Annotated in this window: 14 protein-coding genes; 8 read left to right on the forward strand and 6 right to left on the reverse strand. The window is 70.9% G+C overall.

What is annotated here, in order from left to right; all coding sequences use genetic code 11:
- Positions 1–138: 138 nt before the first annotated feature.
- Positions 139–1,986: a dihydroxy-acid dehydratase gene (gene ilvD, locus AB0M35_RS03660; RefSeq protein WP_363741021.1), complete on the reverse strand. Its 1,848-nt coding sequence runs from the start codon at positions 1,984–1,986 to the stop codon at positions 139–141.
- Between the two features lie 110 nt (positions 1,987–2,096).
- Here ilvD and AB0M35_RS03665 point away from each other — a divergent pair, with 110 nt between their 5' ends.
- The 5 genes from AB0M35_RS03665 (at position 2,097) to serA (ending at position 10,121) form a co-directional block, all read left to right on the forward strand.
- Positions 2,097–4,451 carry a bifunctional diguanylate cyclase/phosphodiesterase gene (locus tag AB0M35_RS03665; protein ID WP_363741023.1) on the forward strand — a complete coding sequence of 785 codons (2,355 nt, stop codon included), beginning with the start codon at positions 2,097–2,099 and terminating at the stop codon, positions 4,449–4,451.
- A 230-nt stretch (positions 4,452–4,681) separates the two neighbouring features.
- Complete coding sequence (locus tag AB0M35_RS03670; protein WP_363741025.1) at positions 4,682–6,547, forward strand: acetolactate synthase large subunit; 1,866 nt, start codon at positions 4,682–4,684, stop codon at positions 6,545–6,547.
- A 61-nt stretch (positions 6,548–6,608) separates the two neighbouring features.
- Positions 6,609–7,124: an acetolactate synthase small subunit gene (gene ilvN, locus AB0M35_RS03675; protein ID WP_363741027.1), complete on the forward strand. Its 516-nt coding sequence runs from the start codon at positions 6,609–6,611 to the stop codon at positions 7,122–7,124.
- A gap of 86 nt (positions 7,125–7,210) precedes the next feature.
- Entirely contained in the window at positions 7,211–8,224 is a 1,014-nt protein-coding gene (gene ilvC, locus AB0M35_RS03680; protein WP_363741028.1) for a ketol-acid reductoisomerase, read from the forward strand.
- Between the two features lie 298 nt (positions 8,225–8,522).
- Entirely contained in the window at positions 8,523–10,121 is a 1,599-nt protein-coding gene (gene serA / locus AB0M35_RS03685) for a phosphoglycerate dehydrogenase (protein ID WP_363741030.1), read from the forward strand.
- 80 nt (positions 10,122–10,201) lie between these two features.
- On the opposite strand, the gene AB0M35_RS03690 is transcribed toward serA, so the two are convergent.
- Together AB0M35_RS03690 and AB0M35_RS03695 are read right to left on the reverse strand one after the other, a co-directional pair.
- A complete protein-coding gene (locus AB0M35_RS03690; protein WP_363741032.1) occupies positions 10,202–10,561 on the reverse strand; it encodes a hypothetical protein in 360 nt (119 codons plus the stop codon).
- Between the two features lie 366 nt (positions 10,562–10,927).
- On the reverse strand, positions 10,928–11,791 hold the full coding sequence (locus tag AB0M35_RS03695) for an FAD:protein FMN transferase (protein WP_363741033.1): 864 nt from the start codon (positions 11,789–11,791) through the stop codon (positions 10,928–10,930).
- A gap of 220 nt (positions 11,792–12,011) precedes the next feature.
- Here AB0M35_RS03695 and AB0M35_RS03700 point away from each other — a divergent pair, with 220 nt between their 5' ends.
- A complete protein-coding gene (locus AB0M35_RS03700; RefSeq protein ID WP_363741035.1) occupies positions 12,012–13,049 on the forward strand; it encodes a 3-isopropylmalate dehydrogenase in 1,038 nt (345 codons plus the stop codon).
- 185 nt (positions 13,050–13,234) lie between these two features.
- Positions 13,235–14,332, forward strand: a complete 1,098-nt coding sequence (locus AB0M35_RS03705) for a branched-chain amino acid aminotransferase (protein WP_363741037.1) — start codon at positions 13,235–13,237, stop codon at positions 14,330–14,332.
- 153 nt (positions 14,333–14,485) lie between these two features.
- Here the strand turns inward: AB0M35_RS03705 and AB0M35_RS03710 are convergent, their stop codons facing one another.
- A complete protein-coding gene (locus AB0M35_RS03710) occupies positions 14,486–15,256 on the reverse strand; it encodes a tyrosine-protein phosphatase (protein ID WP_363741893.1) in 771 nt (256 codons plus the stop codon).
- 41 nt (positions 15,257–15,297) lie between these two features.
- Positions 15,298–15,756 (reverse strand): PRC-barrel domain-containing protein, encoded by a 459-nt coding sequence (locus AB0M35_RS03715; RefSeq protein WP_363741039.1) that lies wholly within the window; start codon positions 15,754–15,756, stop codon positions 15,298–15,300.
- A gap of 302 nt (positions 15,757–16,058) precedes the next feature.
- On the opposite strand from AB0M35_RS03715, the gene cimA reads away from it, so the two are divergent.
- Entirely contained in the window at positions 16,059–17,636 is a 1,578-nt protein-coding gene (gene cimA, locus AB0M35_RS03720) for a citramalate synthase (protein ID WP_363741041.1), read from the forward strand.
- Positions 17,637–17,696: 60 nt separating this feature from the next.
- On the opposite strand, the gene AB0M35_RS03725 is transcribed toward cimA, so the two are convergent.
- Complete coding sequence (locus AB0M35_RS03725) at positions 17,697–18,692, reverse strand: endonuclease/exonuclease/phosphatase family protein (protein ID WP_363741043.1); 996 nt, start codon at positions 18,690–18,692, stop codon at positions 17,697–17,699.
- Between the last annotated feature and the right edge of the window lie 95 nt (positions 18,693–18,787).

Here is an 18,787-nt window from a genome sequence, read left to right on the forward strand (position 1 = left end):
CGGGCCCAGCAGCGCCGCCGAGTGCACGAGCCCGGGGAAGGCGACGTCGAGGATCGGCCGTACCGCCTCGTGGTAGGTGCTCGCCGCCAGCGACAGACCGGGGACGAACGCCGGCACCCGCACCGTCCTGCGGCTAGCTCACTCCGGGACGCGACGGTAGGCGCCGTCGCTGGCGGAGGTGGCCATCGAGGCGTACGCGCGTAGCGCCGCGGAGACCGGGCGTTGCCGGTCGACCGGCGTGTACGGACGGTCCCGCTTCTCCTGCGCGATGCGCCGGGCCTCCAGGACGTCGGCCGGCACGTTCAGCTCGATCGAGCGGTTCGGGATGTCGATGACGATCTCGTCGCCGGGCTCGACCAGCGCGATCAGCCCGCCGGCGGCGGCCTCGGGGGAGGCGTGGCCGATGGACAGGCCCGAGGTGCCACCGGAGAACCGTCCGTCGGTGAGCAGCGCGCAGGCCCGGCCCAGCCCCCGGCCCTTGAGGAACGAGGTGGGGTAGAGCATCTCCTGCATGCCGGGGCCACCCTTGGGGCCCTCGTAGCGGATCACCACCACGTCCCCGGCGACGACCTCCTTGGCCAGGATGGCGGTCACCGCGTCGTCCTGCGACTCGTAGACCTTCGCCGGGCCACGGAAGGTCAGGCACTCCTGCGGCACCCCGGCGGTCTTCACCACGCAGCCGTCCGGCGCCAGGTTGCCGTAGAGGATGGCCAACCCGCCGTCGGCGCTGTACGCATGCTCCCGGTCCCGCACGCAGCCCTCGGCGGCGTCGGTGTCCAAGGTGGACCAGCGGTTGGTGGTGGAGAACGGCTCGGTGGTGCGGACTCCGCCCGGCGCGGCATGGAACAGCTCGATCGCCTCGGCGGTGGCCGAGCCGCCACGCACGTCCCAGTCGGCGAGCCAGCGCTCCAGCGTGGGGGAGTGCACCGCGTGCACGTCCCGGCGCAACAGGCCGGCACGGTCCAGTTCGCCGAGGATGGCCGGGATTCCGCCGGCCCGGTGCACGTCCTCCATGTGGTACTGCGGGGAGTTCGGGGCGACCTTGGCCAGGCAGGGCACCCGGCGGGAGATCCCGTTGATGTCGGCGACGGTGAAGTCCAGCTCGGCCTCGCGGGCGGCGGCCAGCAGGTGCAGGATCGTGTTGGTCGAGCCGCCCATCGCCACGTCCAGGGCGACGGCGTTCTCGAAGGCGGCGCGGGAGGCGACCACCCGGGGCAGCACCGAGGCGTCGTCGCCGTCGTACCACCGCTTGGCGATCTCCACGACGGTGCGGCCGGCCTCGACGAACAGTGACCGCCGCGCGGCGTGGGTGGCCAGCGTCGAGCCGTTGCCCGGCAGCGCCAGCCCGATCGCCTCGGTGAGGCAGTTCATCGAGTTCGCGGTGAACATGCCCGAGCAGGAGCCGCAGGTCGGGCAGGCGGAGCGCTCGATGGCGCCGAGCTGGTCGTCGGTCACCGCCTCGTTGGAGGAGGCGATCATGGCGTCGATCAGGTCGATCTTCGAGTGGACGATGCCCTCGATGGCCGTCGTCTTGCCGGCCTCCATCGGGCCGCCGGAGACGAAGACGGTCGGGATGTTCAGCCGCAGCGCGGCCAGCAGCATGCCGGGGGTGATCTTGTCGCAGTTCGAGATGCAGACCAGGGCGTCGGCGCAGTGCGCGTTGACCATGTACTCCACCGCGTCGGCGATCAACTCCCGGCTGGGCAGGGAGTAGAGCATGCCGCCGTGACCCATGGCGATGCCGTCGTCGACCGCGATCGTGTTGAACTCCCGGCCCACCCCGCCGGCGTCGGCCACCGCGTCGGCCACCAGGCCGCCCATGTCCTTGAGGTGTACGTGGCCCGGGACGAACTGGGTGAAACTGTTCGCGATGGCGACGATCGGCTTGCCGAAATCGTCGTCGGTCATCCCGGTGGCCCGCCACAGGGCCCGGGCACCGGCCATCGTCCGACCGTGCGTGGAGGTCTTCGACCGCAGCTCAGGCATGAGTACCAGTCTGACACCGGCGACCGGGCAACGGACAGGCGAGCGGAGCGTGTCCCAACAGATGCACACCCGTCCCCCACGGCGAGCGGCCATCCGGCAAAGTTGACGTCGTGCACACACCCCCGGGCATGATCGGCGCCGCGGTGCTGAGCGCGCTGGTCGCCGTCGCGGCCGGTGTGTTGCTGGCCGCCGCTGCCCGGCGTCGTGGTGGCCCGCACCGGCAGGCGTACTTGCTGCTGACCATCGCCGCGGCGGTGTCCCTGATCACCCTGCTGCTCGCCGCCGGTGCGCTGAGCGCCGGCGAACACTGGGCGCACGAGCAGTCGCAGCGCATCGGTTGGGCGAGTGTGGTCGCGGTGGGCACCGCGGTGAGCGGTCTGCTGTTCTGTGCCGGCCTGCTCCGGATGCCCGGGGTGGCCGGTTCGATGGGCTCGGCAGGGCGGCTCGCCCTGGACGCCGTCGTCGTGGGTGCCGCGCTGTGGTTCGTCGGCTGGGTGCTGGTCTCCGAACCGACCAGGTTGCTCGGCGACGTCACCCCGACGTCCTGCCCGGCGATCCTGCTCGCCTCGGCCAGCGCGGCGCTGTGCTGTGGTCTCGCCGCCATCCTGGTGCTGCGGGCCACGCGACCGCGCCGTGGCCTCGCCGTGCTGGGCGCCGGCATCACCGTGGCGACCTGCGGTGGCCTCGGTGTGGCGGCCGGGCTCTGCCAGGCCGGTCCCGTCGTGACGTCGGTCAGCGTCGTCGTGCTCGCCGCGGGTCTGCTGACCGCTGCGGTGGCGGTGGACCGCATCGACCCGTCCGGGCAGCTCACCACCGACCTGATCCGCCACGACGGCGAGTACGCCTTCATCCCGATGGCCGCGATGGCCGGCTCGGCGATGTACCACCTGCTCCAGGACGGCCGGTTCGACGCGCTGGGCATCATCGCCGGCAGCGTGGAGGGTTTCGCCCTGGTCGCCCGGCAGCACCTCACCCTGCACCAGGTCCGGGCCTACGCCCGGCGGCTCGCCGAGCGGGAGGCGCACTTCCGGCAACTCGCACACACCGACGCGCTCACCGGCCTGGCCAACCGGCGTGGGCTGCTGCGGGTGCTGCACCGGTGCGCCGAGACGGGCAGCCCCTGCATCCTGGTCAGCCTGGACCTGGACGGCTTCAAGAACGTCAACGACATGCGCGGCCACGACGTCGGTGACGCGGTGCTGGCCGAGGTCGGCCGGCGGCTGCGCGGCAACCTGCGCCCGGGCGATCTCGCCGCTCGCCTCGGCGGGGACGAGTTCGCGGTGCTCATGCACGGTGGTCCGGCTGAGGCGGGTGTGGTCGCCGAGCGGTTGCTGCGGGTGCTGGGCGGGGCCTACCAGCAGCCCGAGGGGCCGGTCTTCCTCTCGGTCAGCATCGGCCTGGCGACCTGGGCCGACACCCCGGACGTCGAGCTGCTGCTGCGGCACGCGGATCTCGCGTTGCGCTACGCCAAGCAGCGTGGCAAGAACCGGATCGAACGGTACGACGGCGCGTACGACCGGCTGCTGCGCCGGCGGACCACGCTGGAGCACGAGTTGCGCGGCGCGATCGGGCGCGACGAGCTACGGCTGGTCTTCCAGCCGGTGGCCTCCCTGCCGTCGGTGCGCCCGGTCGGTGCGGAGGCGCTGCTGCGTTGGCATCACCCCGAACTCGGCAACGTCCGCCCGGACGAGTTCATCCCGCTGGCCGAGGAGTCCGGGATGATCGCCGAACTCGGTGCCTGGGTGCTGCACCAGGCCTGTCGCCAGCTGTCCCGCTGGCTGGCCGAGGGGCACGACGTCTGGGTCTCGGTCAACGTCTCGCCCCGCGAGCTGCACGCCCCCTCCTACGTGGTCCAGGTCGCCGAGGCGCTGCGGGCCCACCACGTTCCGCCGCAGCGGCTGGTGCTGGAGGTCACCGAGCACGCGGTCGCCACCGATCTGGACGAGCTGATCCGGCGGCTGACCGCGCTGCGGCGCACCGGTGTGCGGATCGCCCTGGACGACTTCGGCGCCGGCTACTCCTCGCTGGGGCAGCTGCGTCGGCTGCCGATCGACATTCTCAAGATCGACCATGGCCTGGTGGCCGAGCACGAGCCGGTCCGTCCGGTCGGGCGCGACGGCCCGGCCTTCGCGCCGATGGTGGACATCGTCATGCGGCTGGGGCACCAGTTCGGCCTGGAGGTCATCGCCGAGGGGGTCACCACACCCACGGAGTTGGCCGCCGTGGTGGCCGCCGGCTGCCGCTTCGGCCAGGGTGCGTTGTTCGGTTGGGGCGTACCGGCCGAGCACCTGGAGGCGATGCTGGAGGCGGCCACCTCGCCGGGGGCCCGACCGGCCCGTCCGGCAGCGGATCCACCAACTGGGACGACCGCGTCGCCGCCGGCCCCGAGGGCCGGAAACGGTGCGTCCGAGCACGTCACGCCCGGTGCTGCCGGTATGTCCGGGGGTGGCATGCCAGGGCCGTGAACCAAAATGTGGGATCAGTTGACTCATCGCATGAGATGCGTCAGTCTTGAGCCATGTCGTCGTACCGGTCGCTGCGAGTACTTATCTGAGCGCACTCTCCTGACTGAGAGTGCGCTGGCCCCGTGCATCTGGCACGAGGGCTTTTTTGTTGCCGTCGAACCCATCGGACGCGGCCCGTCCGCGTGCACAGTGTGAGCAGCCCAACCAACTCCAGCCGAAGGCAAATCGCCATGACGAGACCCACACCAGAGACGCTCGCCCACAACGTCCGGCGAGCCCGTAACGCGGTCGAGACCACGGGTGACAACGACCACACCCGCGCCGCCGCCACGCCGGCCCCGGTGGTACACCCCGCCCAGGTCTCGGGAGCCGGCTCGCTGGTGCGCTCCCTGGAGGCACTCGGCGTCGACGTCGTCTTCGGCATCCCCGGCGGCGCGATCCTGCCGGCGTACGACCCGCTGTACGACTCGACCGTCCGGCACATCCTGGTCCGGCACGAGCAGGGCGCCGGCCACGCGGCCACCGGATACGCGCAGGCCACCGGTCGGGTCGGTGTCTGCATCGCGACCTCCGGCCCGGGCGCGACCAACCTGGTGACCCCGATCGCCGACGCGTACATGGACTCGGTGCCACTGGTGGCGATCACCGGCCAGGTGGCCCGTCCCGCGATCGGCACGGACGCCTTCCAGGAGGCGGACATCCAGGGCATCACGCTGCCGATCACCAAGCACAACTTCCTGGTGCAGAACGCCGGCGAGATCCCCCGCATCTTGGCCGAGGCGTTCCACCTGGCCTCGACCGGTCGGCCCGGCCCGGTCCTGGTGGACATCCCCAAGGACGTGCTCCAGGCGGAGACCACCTTCGCCTGGCCGCCCACCCTGGACCTGCCCGGCTACCGGCCGACGATGCACCCGCACGGCAAGCAGATCCGCGAGGCGGCGCGGCTGATGACCACCGCCCGTCGCCCGGTGCTCTACGTCGGCGGTGGGGTGCTCAAGGCCGACGCCACCGAAGGGCTGCGCCGACTTGCCGAGATGACCGGCATCCCGGTGGTGACCACGCTCATGGCGCTCGGTGCGTTCCCCGACTCGCACCGTCAGCACCTGGGCATGCCCGGCATGCACGGCACGGTCGCGGCAGTCTACGGGTTGCAGAAGGCCGACCTGATCGTGGCGCTCGGTGCCCGGTTCGACGACCGGGTCACCGGCAAGCTGGACTCGTTCGCACCAGATGCCACGGTGGTGCACGCCGACATCGACCCGGCCGAGATCGGCAAGAACCGGCACGCCGACGTGCCGATCGTCGGTGACGCCCGGTACGTCATCGACGAGCTGCTCGCGGCCGTCACCGCCGAGCGGGCGGCCGGGCGGGTCGCCGACCTCGGCGACTGGTGGACGCAGCTCGACGACCTGCGCGAGCGCTACCCGCTGGGCTACGAGGAGCCGTCCGACGGCACACTCTCACCGCAGTACGTGATCAAGCGGCTGGGTGAGATCGCCGGGCCGGACGCGATCTACGTCGCCGGTGTCGGCCAGCACCAGATGTGGGCCTCCCAGTTCATCTCGTACGAGAAGCCACAGACCTGGCTGAACTCCGGTGGTCTCGGCACCATGGGTTACGCGGTGCCGGCGGCGATGGGCGCCAAGGTCGGCATGCCGGACACGGTGGTCTGGGCGATCGACGGCGACGGCTGCTTCCAGATGACCAACCAGGAGTTGGCCACCTGCGCGCTGGAGGGCATCCCGGTCAAGATCGCCGTGATCAACAACGGCAACCTCGGCATGGTCCGTCAGTGGCAGACCCTGTTCTACGGCGAGCGGTACTCCAACACCGACCTCGGCACGCACAAGCACCGCATCCCGGACTTCGTCAAGCTGGCCGAGGCGTTGGGCTGCGTCGGGATGCGCTGCGAGACCGCCGAGGACGTGGACAAGACCATCGAGGCGGCGATGTCCATCAACGACGCCCCGGTGGTCATCGACTTCGTGGTCGGCAAGGACGCGATGGTCTGGCCGATGGTCGCTGCCGGTACCAGCAACGACGAGATCATGTTCGCCCGCGGCGTTCGCCCGACCTTCGACGAGGATGACATTTAGTCATGGCCGATTGCACCGAGCGAAGCGAGGGCCAAGAGGACATGACGAGGAAGGCACTGCTATGACGATGCACACGCTGTCCGTGTTGGTGGAGAACAAGCCGGGCGTGCTGGCCCGGGTCGCCGGGTTGTTCTCCCGGCGCGGTTTCAACATCGACAGCCTCGCCGTCGGCGAGACCGAGAACCCGGACGTCTCGCGGATCACGATCGTGGTCAACGCCGATTCCTCGCCGTTGGAGCAGGTCACCAAGCAGCTCAACAAGCTGGTCAACGTGCTCAAGATCGTCGAGCTGGACCCGTCGACCTCGGTGGCCCGGGAGTTGCTGCTGGTGAAGGTGCGCGCCGACCGCAACGCCCGGGGGCAGGTCCTGGAGACGGTCAACCTGTTCCGCGCCCGGGTGGTCGACGTGGCCTCCGACACCCTCACCATCGAGGCCACCGGCACCCCCGACAAGCTCGACGCGCTGCTGCGCGATCTTGAGCCGTTCGGCATCAAGGAAATGGTCCAGTCGGGCCTGGTCGCGATCGGACGCGGCCCGCGTGCGATCACCGCCGGCCCGGCCCTGAGGGCCGCCTGACCTGCACCACCCCGGCCCGGTCCGCCTGGACCGGGCCGGCCACGAGCCACGACGGGCCGCTGCGGCCGCCGTACGAAAGGGAAGTCATGAGCGTTGAGGTGTACTACGACGACGACGCCGACCTGGGCCTGATCCAGGCGAAGAAGGTCGCCGTGATCGGGTACGGCAGCCAGGGCCACGCCCACGCGCTGTCGCTGCGCGACTCGGGTGTCGACGTGGTGATCGGTCTGCCGGAGGGTTCGAAGAGCCGGCCGAAGGCCGAGGAGCAGGGCCTGCGGGTGCTCACCCCGGCCGAGGCGGCGGCCGAGGCCGACGTGATCATGATCCTCGCCCCGGACACCGCGCAGCGCCACGTCTACGCCGAGTCGATCGCACCGAACCTCAGCGCGGGCAAGGCGCTGTTCTTCGGGCACGGCTTCAACATCCGCTACGGGCTGATCAAGCCGCCGGCCGACGTGGACGTGGCGATGGTCGCCCCGAAGGGCCCGGGTCACCTGGTCCGCCGGCAGTACGTCGACGGCAAGGGCGTGCCCTGTCTGGTCGCCGTGGAGCAGGACGCCAGCGGCACCGCCCTCGCGCTGGCCCTGTCGTACGCCAAGGGCATCGGCGGCACCCGGGCCGGCGCGATCAAGACCACCTTCACCGAGGAGACCGAGACCGACCTCTTCGGTGAGCAGGCGGTGCTCTGCGGTGGCGCGGCGGCGCTGGTGCAGACCGGCTTCGAGGTGCTCACCGAGGCCGGCTACGCCCCCGAGGTGGCCTACTTCGAGTGCCTGCACGAGTTGAAGCTGATCGTGGACCTGATGTACGAGGGCGGCATCGCCCGGATGCGTTACAGCGTCTCCGACACCGCCGAGTACGGCGACCTGTCGCGTGGTCCGCGGGTCATCGACGGCCGGGTCAAGGAGGAGATGCGCAAGATCCTCGGTGAGATCCAGAACGGCGAGTTCGCTCGCGAGTGGGTGGCCGAGGACGAGGCCGGCCGCCCGAACTTCAGCAAGTGGCAGGCCGAGGGTGCGGCCCACCCGATCGAGGAGACCGGCGCCAAGCTGCGCGGCATGATGAGCTGGGTGGACCGGCCGATCACCGAGACCGCCTGAGGTCTCGTCGGCGCCCTGAGACCTGTCTCACCAAACGGCACCCGCAACCGACGTTCTCCCCGACGTCGGGTGCGGGTGCCGTGCTGTCCCCGGCCGGACAACGGTCGTCAACAGGCACTTCACGTCCGGTTTGTGAGGGCACTCACCCCGGACTCCGGGGCACGTCGGGCGGCCGGGCCCCTACGATCGCGGGTAGGTGCTCCCACGCCGCACCTGACGGCCATGGCCCAGTCCGCGCCGGGCGCAGTGCAGCGCCCACCGCACCGGCCGACCGCTCTGACGACATCTACGAGGACCAATGACTCCTGTCGTACTGATCGCCGAAGAACTCGCTCCTGCCGCAATTGAGGTGCTCGCCCACGATTTCGACGTCCGGCACGTCGACGGCACCGACCGCCCGGCTCTGCTCTCCGCCCTCGCCGAGGCCGACGCCGTCATCGTCCGCAGCGCCACCCAGATTGACGCCGAGGCGATCGCCGCTGCACCCCGGCTCAAGGTCGTGGCCCGGGCTGGCGTGGGTCTGGACAACGTCGAGGTGCCGGCCGCCACCGCGCGGGGCGTCATGGTCGTCAACGCCCCCACCTCCAACATCGTCTCCGCCGCCGAGCAGGCGGTGGCGCTGCTGCTCGCGGTCGCCCGCAACACCGCCAGCGCCAGCGCCGCGCTCAAGGCAGGGGAGTGGAAGCGGTCGAAGTACACCGGCGTGGAGATCCAGGGCAAGACCGTGGGCGTCGTCGGCCTGGGCCGCATCGGCGTGCTGTTCGCCCAGCGCATCGCCGCGTTCGGCACCCGGCTGATCGCGTACGACCCGTACATCCAGCCCGCTCGGGCCGCGCAGCTCGGCGTGCGCCTGGTCGGTCTGGAGGAGTTGCTGCGGGAGAGCGACTTCATCTCCATCCACCTGCCGAAGACCCCGGAGACCGTGGGTCTGATCGGTGAGAAGGAGCTGTCCATCGTCAAGCCGGGGGTGCGGATCGTCAACGCCGCCCGGGGTGGACTCGTCGACGAGCAGGCGCTGGCCGACGCGCTGGCCGAGGGCCGGGTCGGTGGCGCCGGGGTGGACGTGTACGCCAAGGAGCCGTGCACCTCCTCGCCGCTGTTCGCCTTCGACAACGTGGTGGCCACCCCGCACCTGGGCGCCTCCACCGCCGAGGCGCAGGACAAGGCCGGTCTGGCCGTGGCCAAGAGCGTGAAGCTGGCGTTGCAGGGCGAGTTCGTGCCGGACGCGGTCAACGTGCAGGCCGGCGGCGTGGTCGCCGAGGACGTACGCCCGCTGCTGCCGCTGGCCGAGAAGCTCGGCCGGGCCTTCACTGCGGTCGCCGGTGGGGTCGCCGCCAGCGTCACCGTCGAGGTACGCGGTGAGATCGTCGATCACGACGTCTCGGTGCTCAAGCTCGCCGCCACCAAGGGCCTGTTCAGCTCGGTGGTGGAGGAGCAGGTGACCTACGTCAACGCGCCGCACCTGGCCGCCCAGCGCGGGGTGGAGGTGTCGCTGACCACCCAGGCCGAGACCGTGGAGCACCCGGTGCTGGTCACCGTGCGCGGCGCCCTGCCCGACGGTCGTACGGTCAGCGTCTCCGGCACGGTGACCCAGGCCGGCACCCGGGACATCATCAAGCTGACCGAGGTGGACGGCTTCGACGTGGAGATCGGGGCGGAGGGCATCCTGCTCTTCCTCCGCTACGCCGACCGTCCGGGCGTGGTGGGCACGGTCGGCACGCTGCTCGGCGAGGCCGGCATCAACATCGCGGCGATGCAGGTGGCCCGCCGGGAGGCCGGCGGCGAGACGCTGATGACCCTCACCGTCGACCAGGCGCTCGGCGCCGACCTGCTCACCTCGGCGGCCGACTCGATCGGCGCGGCCTCGGCCAGCGCGGCGGACCTGCGCGACGAGTAGCAGTCCAGGTACCCGGCACCAGGGGCCCGGCCTTCGGCCGGGCCCCTGGTCGTATCCGTCTCAGTTGTGCGAGTCCCGGATCAGCCGGGCAACCGGACTGCCGGCGGCGGGTAGACCGAGCCGTCCTGGGCGTCGAAGAGCATCAGCCGGTGTTCCCCGGCCAGCCGTTCGATGTCGAGCAGCACCTGGTCCGGGCAGCCGGGATCGAGGTTCAGCTCGACATGGTCGGCTGCCGCGTGCAGGGGTGCCACTGCCCAGGGGCTACCCGTCACCGCCGGTCGGTCCGGGTAGCTGGCGGTGATCGCCCGGTAGAAGGCCACCACCCGTGGATCCGGGTGGCGCTTGCCGTGCTGGCCCTCCCGGCACCGCTGCACCGCCGCTCGCACATCCTCAGGCGTCGCCCCGTCGGCCAGGGCCCACACGCTCAGATCGAAACTCACGGCCGACAGCGTGCCATCCACGATTCACCTTGTCGAAAACGGCCCTACCACAGGGCTTCCGATGGGTCGACCGGACTGGGACAGATGCTCCCCTGTGGAACCCTTGCCGTGAAACGCGTCGATTCGCTAGCGTACCGTTGCGGTTTCTGGCCGAGCCTGTGACGCTGGCCCGTCTTCGGGTGGCGAGGTCGACGTCCGACCGACCGGCCCGCACCCCTCGATTGCGCGTGTCACGCGCATTCGTCGTCGACCGGCCTCCGCGGTCGTTGCCGCGGCCGTGGAGGCCGATCGTTGTCCATCCACGATGGACTCCGCCTGTGCTGTTGGCCGGCTACCCCGCTCATGCCAAGGCGAGCAGGGGTCGAATCATGTGGACGGTCTCGTTCCGCGGTCGGTGGCGATGAGGGCGCGATAGTCCGAACCGGAGCGGAACCAGCTCAGCCCGGTCGGGCCTGCGGCGTACAAGGCGGTGGCGTAGGCGTCGGCGACCGCGAGATCCGGTCCCACCACGGTGGCGGCGACCATCTGGTCGGCCGGTTCGCCGGTGTGCGGGTCCACCACGTGGCCCCGCCGGCCGGTGACCCCGGAGGTGCCGATCGCGCCCGCCGTCATCTCCAGCACCAGTGGCGGTCGGCGGCGATCGGTCGGATGGTGCACGGCGACCCGCCATGGGCCGCCGTGCCCGGCGTGACCGCGTACCACCAGATCGGCGCCGGTGAGCACGGCGTAGTCCTGGATGCCGGCGGCGCGCAGCCGGGCCGCCGCCCGCTCGACCGCCCACCCGCCGAGCAGGCCACCGGGATCGAATCCGCCGGGCACCGCCCAGGCGTCGAACCAGCCGTCGGTGGCGGCCCGCATCGCGCTGCACCGGTCCACCAGATCCGCCAGCGGTGGGTAGGACTCCGGGCTGATCTCGCCCCGGCGCAGTCGGGACACCAGGCTCTCCGGCCGGTTCGGGCCGTAGGTGAGGTCGATCGCCCGCAGTTCGGCCACCGCGTCACGTAGCGCCTCGCCGATGCCGCGTCGACCGAGCCAGGCCGACGCGTTGAGCAGCAGGGTGTACTCGGCGGTCGAGGTGCGTACCGTGTGGCGCGCGGTGAGCCGGTCGTCGGCGACCTGGACAGTGCGGTCCGGGCGCGGTTCGCGGATGCCCAGGCGCAGGTCGGGCCGCCGGAAACGGAAGGTCGCCGGGTCGACCCAGCGGGTACGTGGCTGCTCGTCGGTCCACATCGCGTCCGCCCTTCCTCGACGATCAGCCACGCCCTCGTGGGGATCGTCCGGGCCTGGTCGGCCCGTCGACGCTCACGTTAGGGAGTGCAGATGACGGCAGCATGAGCGGACGCTGAAAAGCTGCTGTGCGTATCCGATTCCCGAAAAGTGGAACACCCGTACCGGGGGGCGGGACGGCGGCGTACCGTCTAGCCGGATACGAGCGAAGGAGCTGACGGACGTGGCACGGATCGCGGTGGTGGCCGGAGACGGGATCGGACCCGAGGTGGTCGCGGAGGCCCGCAAGGTCATCGACGCGGCGCTGCCCGGAGTCGAGGCAACCGAGTACGACCTCGGTGCGGCACGCTACCACCGCACCGGCGAGGTGCTGCCCGACTCGGTGTTGACCGAGTTGGCCGGGCACGACGCCATTCTGCTCGGCGCGGTCGGCGACCCCACCGTCCCGCCCGGTGTGCTGGAGCGGGGCCTGCTGCTCAAGCTGCGCTTCTCGTTCGACCAGTACGTCAACCTCCGCCCGTCGCGGCTCTGGCCCGGCGTGACCAGCCCGCTGGCGACCGTCAAGCCGGGCGAGGTCGATCTGGTGGTCGTCCGCGAGGGCACCGAGGGGCTGTACGCCGGCGCCGGTGGCACGCTGCACCGCGACACCCCGGCCGAGGTGGCCACCGAGGAGAGCCTGAACACCCGGCACGGCGTGGAGCGGGTGATCCGTGACGCCTTCGCCCGCGCCCGTCGCCGTGAACGGCGCAAGGTGACCCTGGTGCACAAGACCAACGTGCTCACCCACGCCGGCTCGCTGTGGGCCCGCGCCTTCGAGGCGGTCGCCGCCGAGCACCCGGACGTCACCACCGAGTACCAGCACGTCGACGCCGCCGCGATGTTCCTGGTGACCCAGCCCCAGCGCTACGACGTGGTGGTCACCGACAACCTCTTCGGTGACATCCTCACCGACATCGCCGCAGCGGTCACCGGCGGAATCGGCCTGGCGGCCAGCGGCAGCATCAACCCCGACGGGACGTACCCGTCGATGTTCGAGCCGGTGCACGGCTCCGCGCCCGACATCGCCGGGCGTGGGCTGGCCGACCCGGTCGCCGCCGTACTCTCCGGCGCACTCCTGCTCGACCAGCTCGGGCACGCCGACGCCGCGGCCCGGATCACCGCCGCGGTCGGCGCGGAACTGGCCGCCCGTACGCCGGGCGAGGCGGTACGCACCGCCGAGGTGGGCGACCGGATCGCCGCCCAGGTAGCCGCCGGAGCCTGACGCGGCGTCGCCACCCCGACGGTGGCAGGATCGCGACCGGGCCGACGGTCGGGCTGGAGTCGGAACACGCCGGTGCTACCGACGGGTGCGCCTACCCGCTGAACGACCGTTCGGGGTAAGTTTTTGGCACAAATGTTTCCGGTGTGCGGTCGGCGCATGCCGTCATCCCCAGGGAGGTCAGCGCGATGAGCGGTGGTGACAAGCTCGACTTCGAGATCCGTCCGAATCCCGCGCCGGTATCCGCCGCCGACCGGGCCGCCCTGCTGGCCAACCCCGGGTTCGGTCGGGTTTTCACCGACCACATGGTCACCATCCGCTACGCCGAGGGCAAGGGCTGGTACGACGCCCGGGTGGAGACCCGTGGGCCGATCCCGATGGATCCCGCCAGCGCCGTCCTGCACTACGCGCAGGAGATCTTCGAGGGGATGAAGGCGTACCGCACGGCCGACGGCGGGGTGACGATGTTCCGGCCGTACGCCAACGCGGCCCGGTTCAACACCTCGGCGGCGCGGATGGCCATGCCGGCGCTACCCGAGCAGACCTTCGTCGACTCGCTGCACCGGCTGATCGAGATTGACCGTGAATGGATTCCGGAAGGTGAGGACGGCAGCCTCTACCTCCGGCCGTTCATGTTCGCCAGCGAGGTCTTCCTCGGCGTCCGACCGGCCAACGAATACCTCTATTCGGTGATCGCCTCCCCGGTGGGCGCGTACTTCTCGGGCGGGGTCAGGCCGGTGACGGTCTGGGTGTCGCCCGACTACACCCGGGCCGCACCCGGGGGCACCGGCGCGGCGAAATGCGGCGGCAACTACGCCGCCTCGCTGGCCGCTCAGGCCGAGGCCGCCGAGCACGGCTGCGAGCAGGTGGTCTTCCTCGACGCCGTGGAACGCCGGTACGTCGACGAACTGGGCGGCATGAACGTCTTCTTCGTCTACGACGACGGCTCGGTGGCGACCCCACCGCTGAGCGGCACGATCCTGCCCGGCATCACCCGGGAGTCGGTGCTCACCCTGGCCTCGGCGGCCGGTCACCCGGTCGAGGAGCGGCCGGTGAGCTTCGCCGAGTGGCAGGCGGATGCCGCCAGCGGCCGGCTGCGCGAGGTCTTCGCCTGCGGCACCGCCGCGGTGATCACCCCCATCGGCCGGGTCCGGTCTCCCGAGGGGGAGTTCACCATGGGCGGCGGGGAGCCCGGCAAGGTCACCATGGCACTGCGCCAGCAACTGGTCGACCTCCAGCGCGGCAACGCCGCCGACCCCCACAACTGGGTCCACCGGGTCTTCTGAAGCGTGAGGAAGGGCCCCTTGTTAACGCCTGAGGTAGTACAGGGGCCCCCTTTTACCATCGCGTGTCGGCTGGGCCAGGTGGTCGACGTCTCGGCGGAGCCGCATACGCCGACCACCTGGCCGACCGCGCCGACCACCGCGTCGGCCGTCGCCTCAGACGAGCAGGTGGGTGCGCAGGGCGGCGAGTTGGTCGTCGGTGACGCCGGTGTGCCGCAGGTAGCCGTCGATCGAGCCGTGGCCCTCGCGGATCTCCGCCAAGAACAGCAGCATCGTCTCCGCCGGTGAGGACAAGAACGGGGCGGGCAGCTCAGGCATGTGGGGGTAAGCGGTGGCGAGCCAGGCGGCGAATCGCTGCGACGCCTCGTTGCTCAGCGCGTAGTCCGCGGCGATCTCGGCATCCTCGACACCGAGTGCCGCGAGGGTGAGGCCGCAGACGATGCCGGTACGGTCCTTGCCCGCGACGCAGTGCACCACCACCGGCGCGTTGGCGCTGTCGGCGATCAGGCCGATCGCCTGGGCCAGCCCGGCGGTCCCGGTACGGGCCAGGTCGGCGTACCGGTCGGCGAGGTAGCGGGCGAGATCGCTGTCCGGCTGGTACGGCTGCCGCGTCCAGTCCGCGTGCTCGGGGTGGATGTGACGGTAGACGAGCCCGTCGAGTTCGGGGACCCGGCCGTCGCGCTGGACCTCCTGCGGGCGGCGCAGGTCGACGACCGTGCGTACGCCGAGGGCGCTGAACGCGTCCTGGTCTGCGCCGTCCATTCGGTGCAGCGAGTCGGAGCGGTACAGCCGGCCGGAGCGCACGGTGCGCCCGTCCAGGCCGCGATAGCCGCCGACATCCCGGAAGTTGAACATTGCGGTGAAGGGAATCCTGCGCCTGTCCTCGATCGCGTCCATTCGGACACGGTAACGGCCGGTGGGAGTCATTCCCACCGGCCGTGACACCGAGTCAGTGTGTCAAAGTGCCTTTACCGGAGCCCGCCCGGCGGGGTAGCGGAGTAGGTGTCGTTGTAGTAGCCACCGAGCTTGTCCCGGTACGTCGGGTCGTTGACCGCGTCGTCGTACTCCGGTGCCGCCTTGATCTGGTCCTTGCTGCGGTCGACGTAGACCTTCTCCTCGTCGTGGTCGACGTGGTTGACCGTCCCGGCCGGGATCATGACCTTCTTGCCGAAGATCCACGGGCCGGTGTCGACCACCAGGTAACTGGCGTTGACCTCGCTGCTGTCACTGTCGATCTTGCCGATCGAGCCGTCAGTGGCCTCGACCTTGTAGCCGATCAGGTTGGTGCCGGCGACCCCGGCCTCGTCCCGGTAGCTCCACGGGTCGAAGGCGCTGGGCGAGCCGCCGCTGACGACCACGTCCTGGTCGACGGCGCGCAGCGCCGGGTCCGGCGTGGCGTGCGTGGTGTTCTGGTCGAGCCTGTCCATGGGATCTCTCCTGCCTCGGCTGAGTGAGCCGTCTCGGAGGTACGTGTTTCCTTGTCCCGAAAACTCCTACCCCGTGCGACCCGCCCTACACCCCGGATGTACGAAGACCCGTGCCGTCGTCCCGATATATGGATTTGGCCTCCCAAAAGCGGCTGTCGAGTGGCAGAGTGCAGAGCGTGACCAGCACTGCCCGGATTATTGACAACTAGCGCGCCGGCCTCCCCTCCGCCGAGCGCGCAGACCTCCCGCAGCCGCGGGGGGTCTTTTTGTTGCGCCTGCCGATGCCCGATGAAGGGATCCCCATGACGTTCCAGGTCTACGACACGACCCTGCGCGACGGTGCCCAGCGCGAGGGGGTCAGTTACTCGGTGGTCGACAAGCTCGCGGTGGCCCGGCTGCTCGACGAGTTCGGCGTCGGCTTCATCGAGGGCGGGTGGCCGGGTGCGGTGCCCAAGGACACCGAGTTCTTCCGCCGGGCGCGTACCGAACTGGACCTGCGGCACGCGGTGCTGGTCGCCTTCGGCGCAACCCGCCGGGCCGGTGCGGTCGCCGCCGACGACCCGCAGGTGCGTGGCCTGCTGGACGCGCAGACCCCGGCGATCGCCCTGGTCGCCAAGGCCGACCTGCGCCATGTGGAGCGGGCGCTGCGTACCACCGCCAAGGAGAACCTGGCGATGATCCACGACACGGTCACCCATCTGGTCGCGGAGGGGCGCCGCGTCTTCGTCGACGGCGAACACTTCTACGACGGCTACCGCCACGACCCGGCGTACACGGCGTCGGTGGTGGAGACCGCCCTCGCCGCGGGCGCCGAGCGGTTCGTGCTCTGCGACACCAACGGCGGCATGCTGCCGTCGCAGGTGACCGCAGCCATCACCGACCTGACCGACCGCATCGGCGTCGCACCCGAGGTGCTCGGCATGCACGCCCAGAACGACACCGCCTGCGCGGTCGCCAACACCATCGCCGCCGTGGAGGCCGGGGTCCGCCACGTGCAGGGCACCGCCAACGGGTACGGCGAGCGGCCGGGCAACGCCGACCTCTTCGCGGTCGTCGCGAACCTCCAACTCAAGCTCGGGCTGCCGGTCCTACCGGAGGGCTGCCTGGAACAGATGGTGCGGGTCTCCCACGCCATCGCCGAGATCGCGAACATCGCCCCCGACACCCACCAGGCTTACGCCGGGGCCGCGGCCTTCGCCCACAAGGCGGGACTGCACGCGAGTGCGATCAAGGTGGATCCGCTGCTCTACAACCACATCGAACCCGAGGTGGTCGGCAACGACATGCGGATCCTGGTCACCGAGATGGCCGGCCGGGCCAGCATCGAGCTCAAGAGCCGCGAGCTCGGGCTGGATCTGGCCGGCCATCCGGAGACCCTGTCCCGGGTCACCAACCGGGTCAAGGAACTGGAGGCCGGCGGCTGGTCGTTCGAGGCCGCGGACGCCTCGTTCGAGCTGCTGGTCCGCTCCGAACTGCCGGACGCCGCGCCGGTGCGGCCGTTCGCGTTGGAGTCGTACCGGGTGCTGGTCGAGCACCGCGAGGACGGCGCGGTGGTCTCCGAGGCGACGGTGAAGATCCGGGTACGCGGCGAGCGGGTGATCGCCACGGCGGAGGGCAACGGCCCGGTCAACGCCCTCGACGAGGCGCTGCGGGTCGGCCTCGGTGGACACTACCCGGAGCTGCGGAACTTCGAGCTGGCCGACTACAAGGTGCGCATCCTGGAGGGCAGCCACGGCACCGGCGCGGTGACCCGGGTGCTGGTCGAGACTGCGGATGGTCGTGGCGACGGCTGGACCACGGTCGGTGTGCACCCCAACGTGGTCGAGGCGAGCTGGCACGCCCTGGTCGACGCCCTCACCTACGGCCTGGACCGGAAGTAAGGATGTAAGGACGTAAGGAAGGGCCCCTGTCAACGCCTGCGGTAGAGCAGGGGCCCCTTGTTAACGTCCACCGTCGGCGCGGGGAGATGCGGGCAGGCGCAGTTCGGCCAGGAGCATGCGGTGGTCACTGCCGGGCAGCGCACGCACGTCCAGGTCGCGTACCGCGATGCGTCGATCGACCAGCACATGGTCGATCGTGACGGGCGGGATCAGGCTGCCGTCGTACGGCCCCCAGGTCCCGGTGAGCCCGGCGCCGACCGCTGCGGCGGCGTCGACGTACCCGGTGCGCAGCAGGGCACGAAGTGGCCCGTGATCGAGGGTGGCGTTGAAGTCGCCGGCGAGGATGCTCAGTGGCCCGTGGGGAGTGGCCGGTGGTTGGGCGGTCAGGTCGTCGCGCCAGTAACCCGTCTGGTCCAGCGCGTACGGCGCCGACGGGTGCGCCGACTCGACGCGTACCTCGGGTGCACCCGGCACGGCCACCGTGGCGTACGCCTGAGTGAAGCCCCAGCCACCGCGCAGCGTCCGGATGCCGCCGGCGCTGATCGGATGCCGGGAGTACAGTCCCGAGCCGGGCGTGCCGATCACCGGGTTGAGTTGCCGGTACGGCAGCAGCCGGTCGAGGCCGAGTCGGTCCAGTTCGGCCTCGACCGACGGGGTGAACTCCTGCACGACCAGTACGTCGACCCGCTCGGTGCGGACCGACTCGACCACCGTGGCCGGGTCGGCGGCGCCGGCCAGCAGGTTGGCGGTGAGCAGTCGTACCGTCGGCCCGGTGGCCGCCGGTTGCGCCGAGGGCAGCGTCCGGGGCGCCACCACCGCGATCAGCGTCGCGGTGGTCACCGCCGCGACCACGGCCGGCCAGCGGCGCCGTAGGGCGAGCGCGAGCAGCAGCGGCACCAGGCTTCCGAGCACCGCGTACGGCGTGAACGCCAACAACTGCACCAGGGGTCCGCGGTCCAGGCCCCCCAGGCGGGCGAGCGCCCAGCCGGCGCCCGGTGCGACGGCGAGCCAGCAGATCGCGGTGCCTACCCGTGGACGCCCTGCGGTGATCTTCACGGCCTGGAGGCTACTGGTCCGCCGGTGTGCGCAGCGCCCCGAAAGCGCGGAAGGCGCTGGTCGACCGCATCTCGTGAATGACCACCGCTTCACTT

The sequence above is a fragment of the Micromonospora sp. NPDC051196 genome, assembly GCF_040682415.1.
Lineage (GTDB): Bacteria > Actinomycetota > Actinomycetes > Mycobacteriales > Micromonosporaceae > Micromonospora.

What these genes read in the sequence shown, in the direction of transcription:
- AB0M35_RS03670 (WP_363741025.1), top strand. Translation starts at nt 4,682, where the DNA reads ATGACGAGACCCACACCAGAGACGCTCGCCCACAACGTCCGGCGAGCC.
- ilvD (WP_363741021.1), bottom strand. Translation starts at nt 1,986, where the DNA reads ATGCCTGAGCTGCGGTCGAAGACCTCCACGCACGGTCGGACGATGGCC.
- AB0M35_RS03705 (WP_363741037.1), top strand. Translation starts at nt 13,235, where the DNA reads ATGAGCGGTGGTGACAAGCTCGACTTCGAGATCCGTCCGAATCCCGCG.
- serA (WP_363741030.1), top strand. Translation starts at nt 8,523, where the DNA reads ATGACTCCTGTCGTACTGATCGCCGAAGAACTCGCTCCTGCCGCAATT.
- ilvC (WP_363741028.1), top strand. Translation starts at nt 7,211, where the DNA reads ATGAGCGTTGAGGTGTACTACGACGACGACGCCGACCTGGGCCTGATC.
- cimA (WP_363741041.1), top strand. Translation starts at nt 16,059, where the DNA reads ATGACGTTCCAGGTCTACGACACGACCCTGCGCGACGGTGCCCAGCGC.
- ilvN (WP_363741027.1), top strand. Translation starts at nt 6,609, where the DNA reads ATGACGATGCACACGCTGTCCGTGTTGGTGGAGAACAAGCCGGGCGTG.
- AB0M35_RS03710 (WP_363741893.1), bottom strand. Translation starts at nt 15,256, where the DNA reads ATGACTCCCACCGGCCGTTACCGTGTCCGAATGGACGCGATCGAGGAC.
- AB0M35_RS03695 (WP_363741033.1), bottom strand. Translation starts at nt 11,791, where the DNA reads ATGTGGACCGACGAGCAGCCACGTACCCGCTGGGTCGACCCGGCGACC.
- AB0M35_RS03715 (WP_363741039.1), bottom strand. Translation starts at nt 15,756, where the DNA reads ATGGACAGGCTCGACCAGAACACCACGCACGCCACGCCGGACCCGGCG.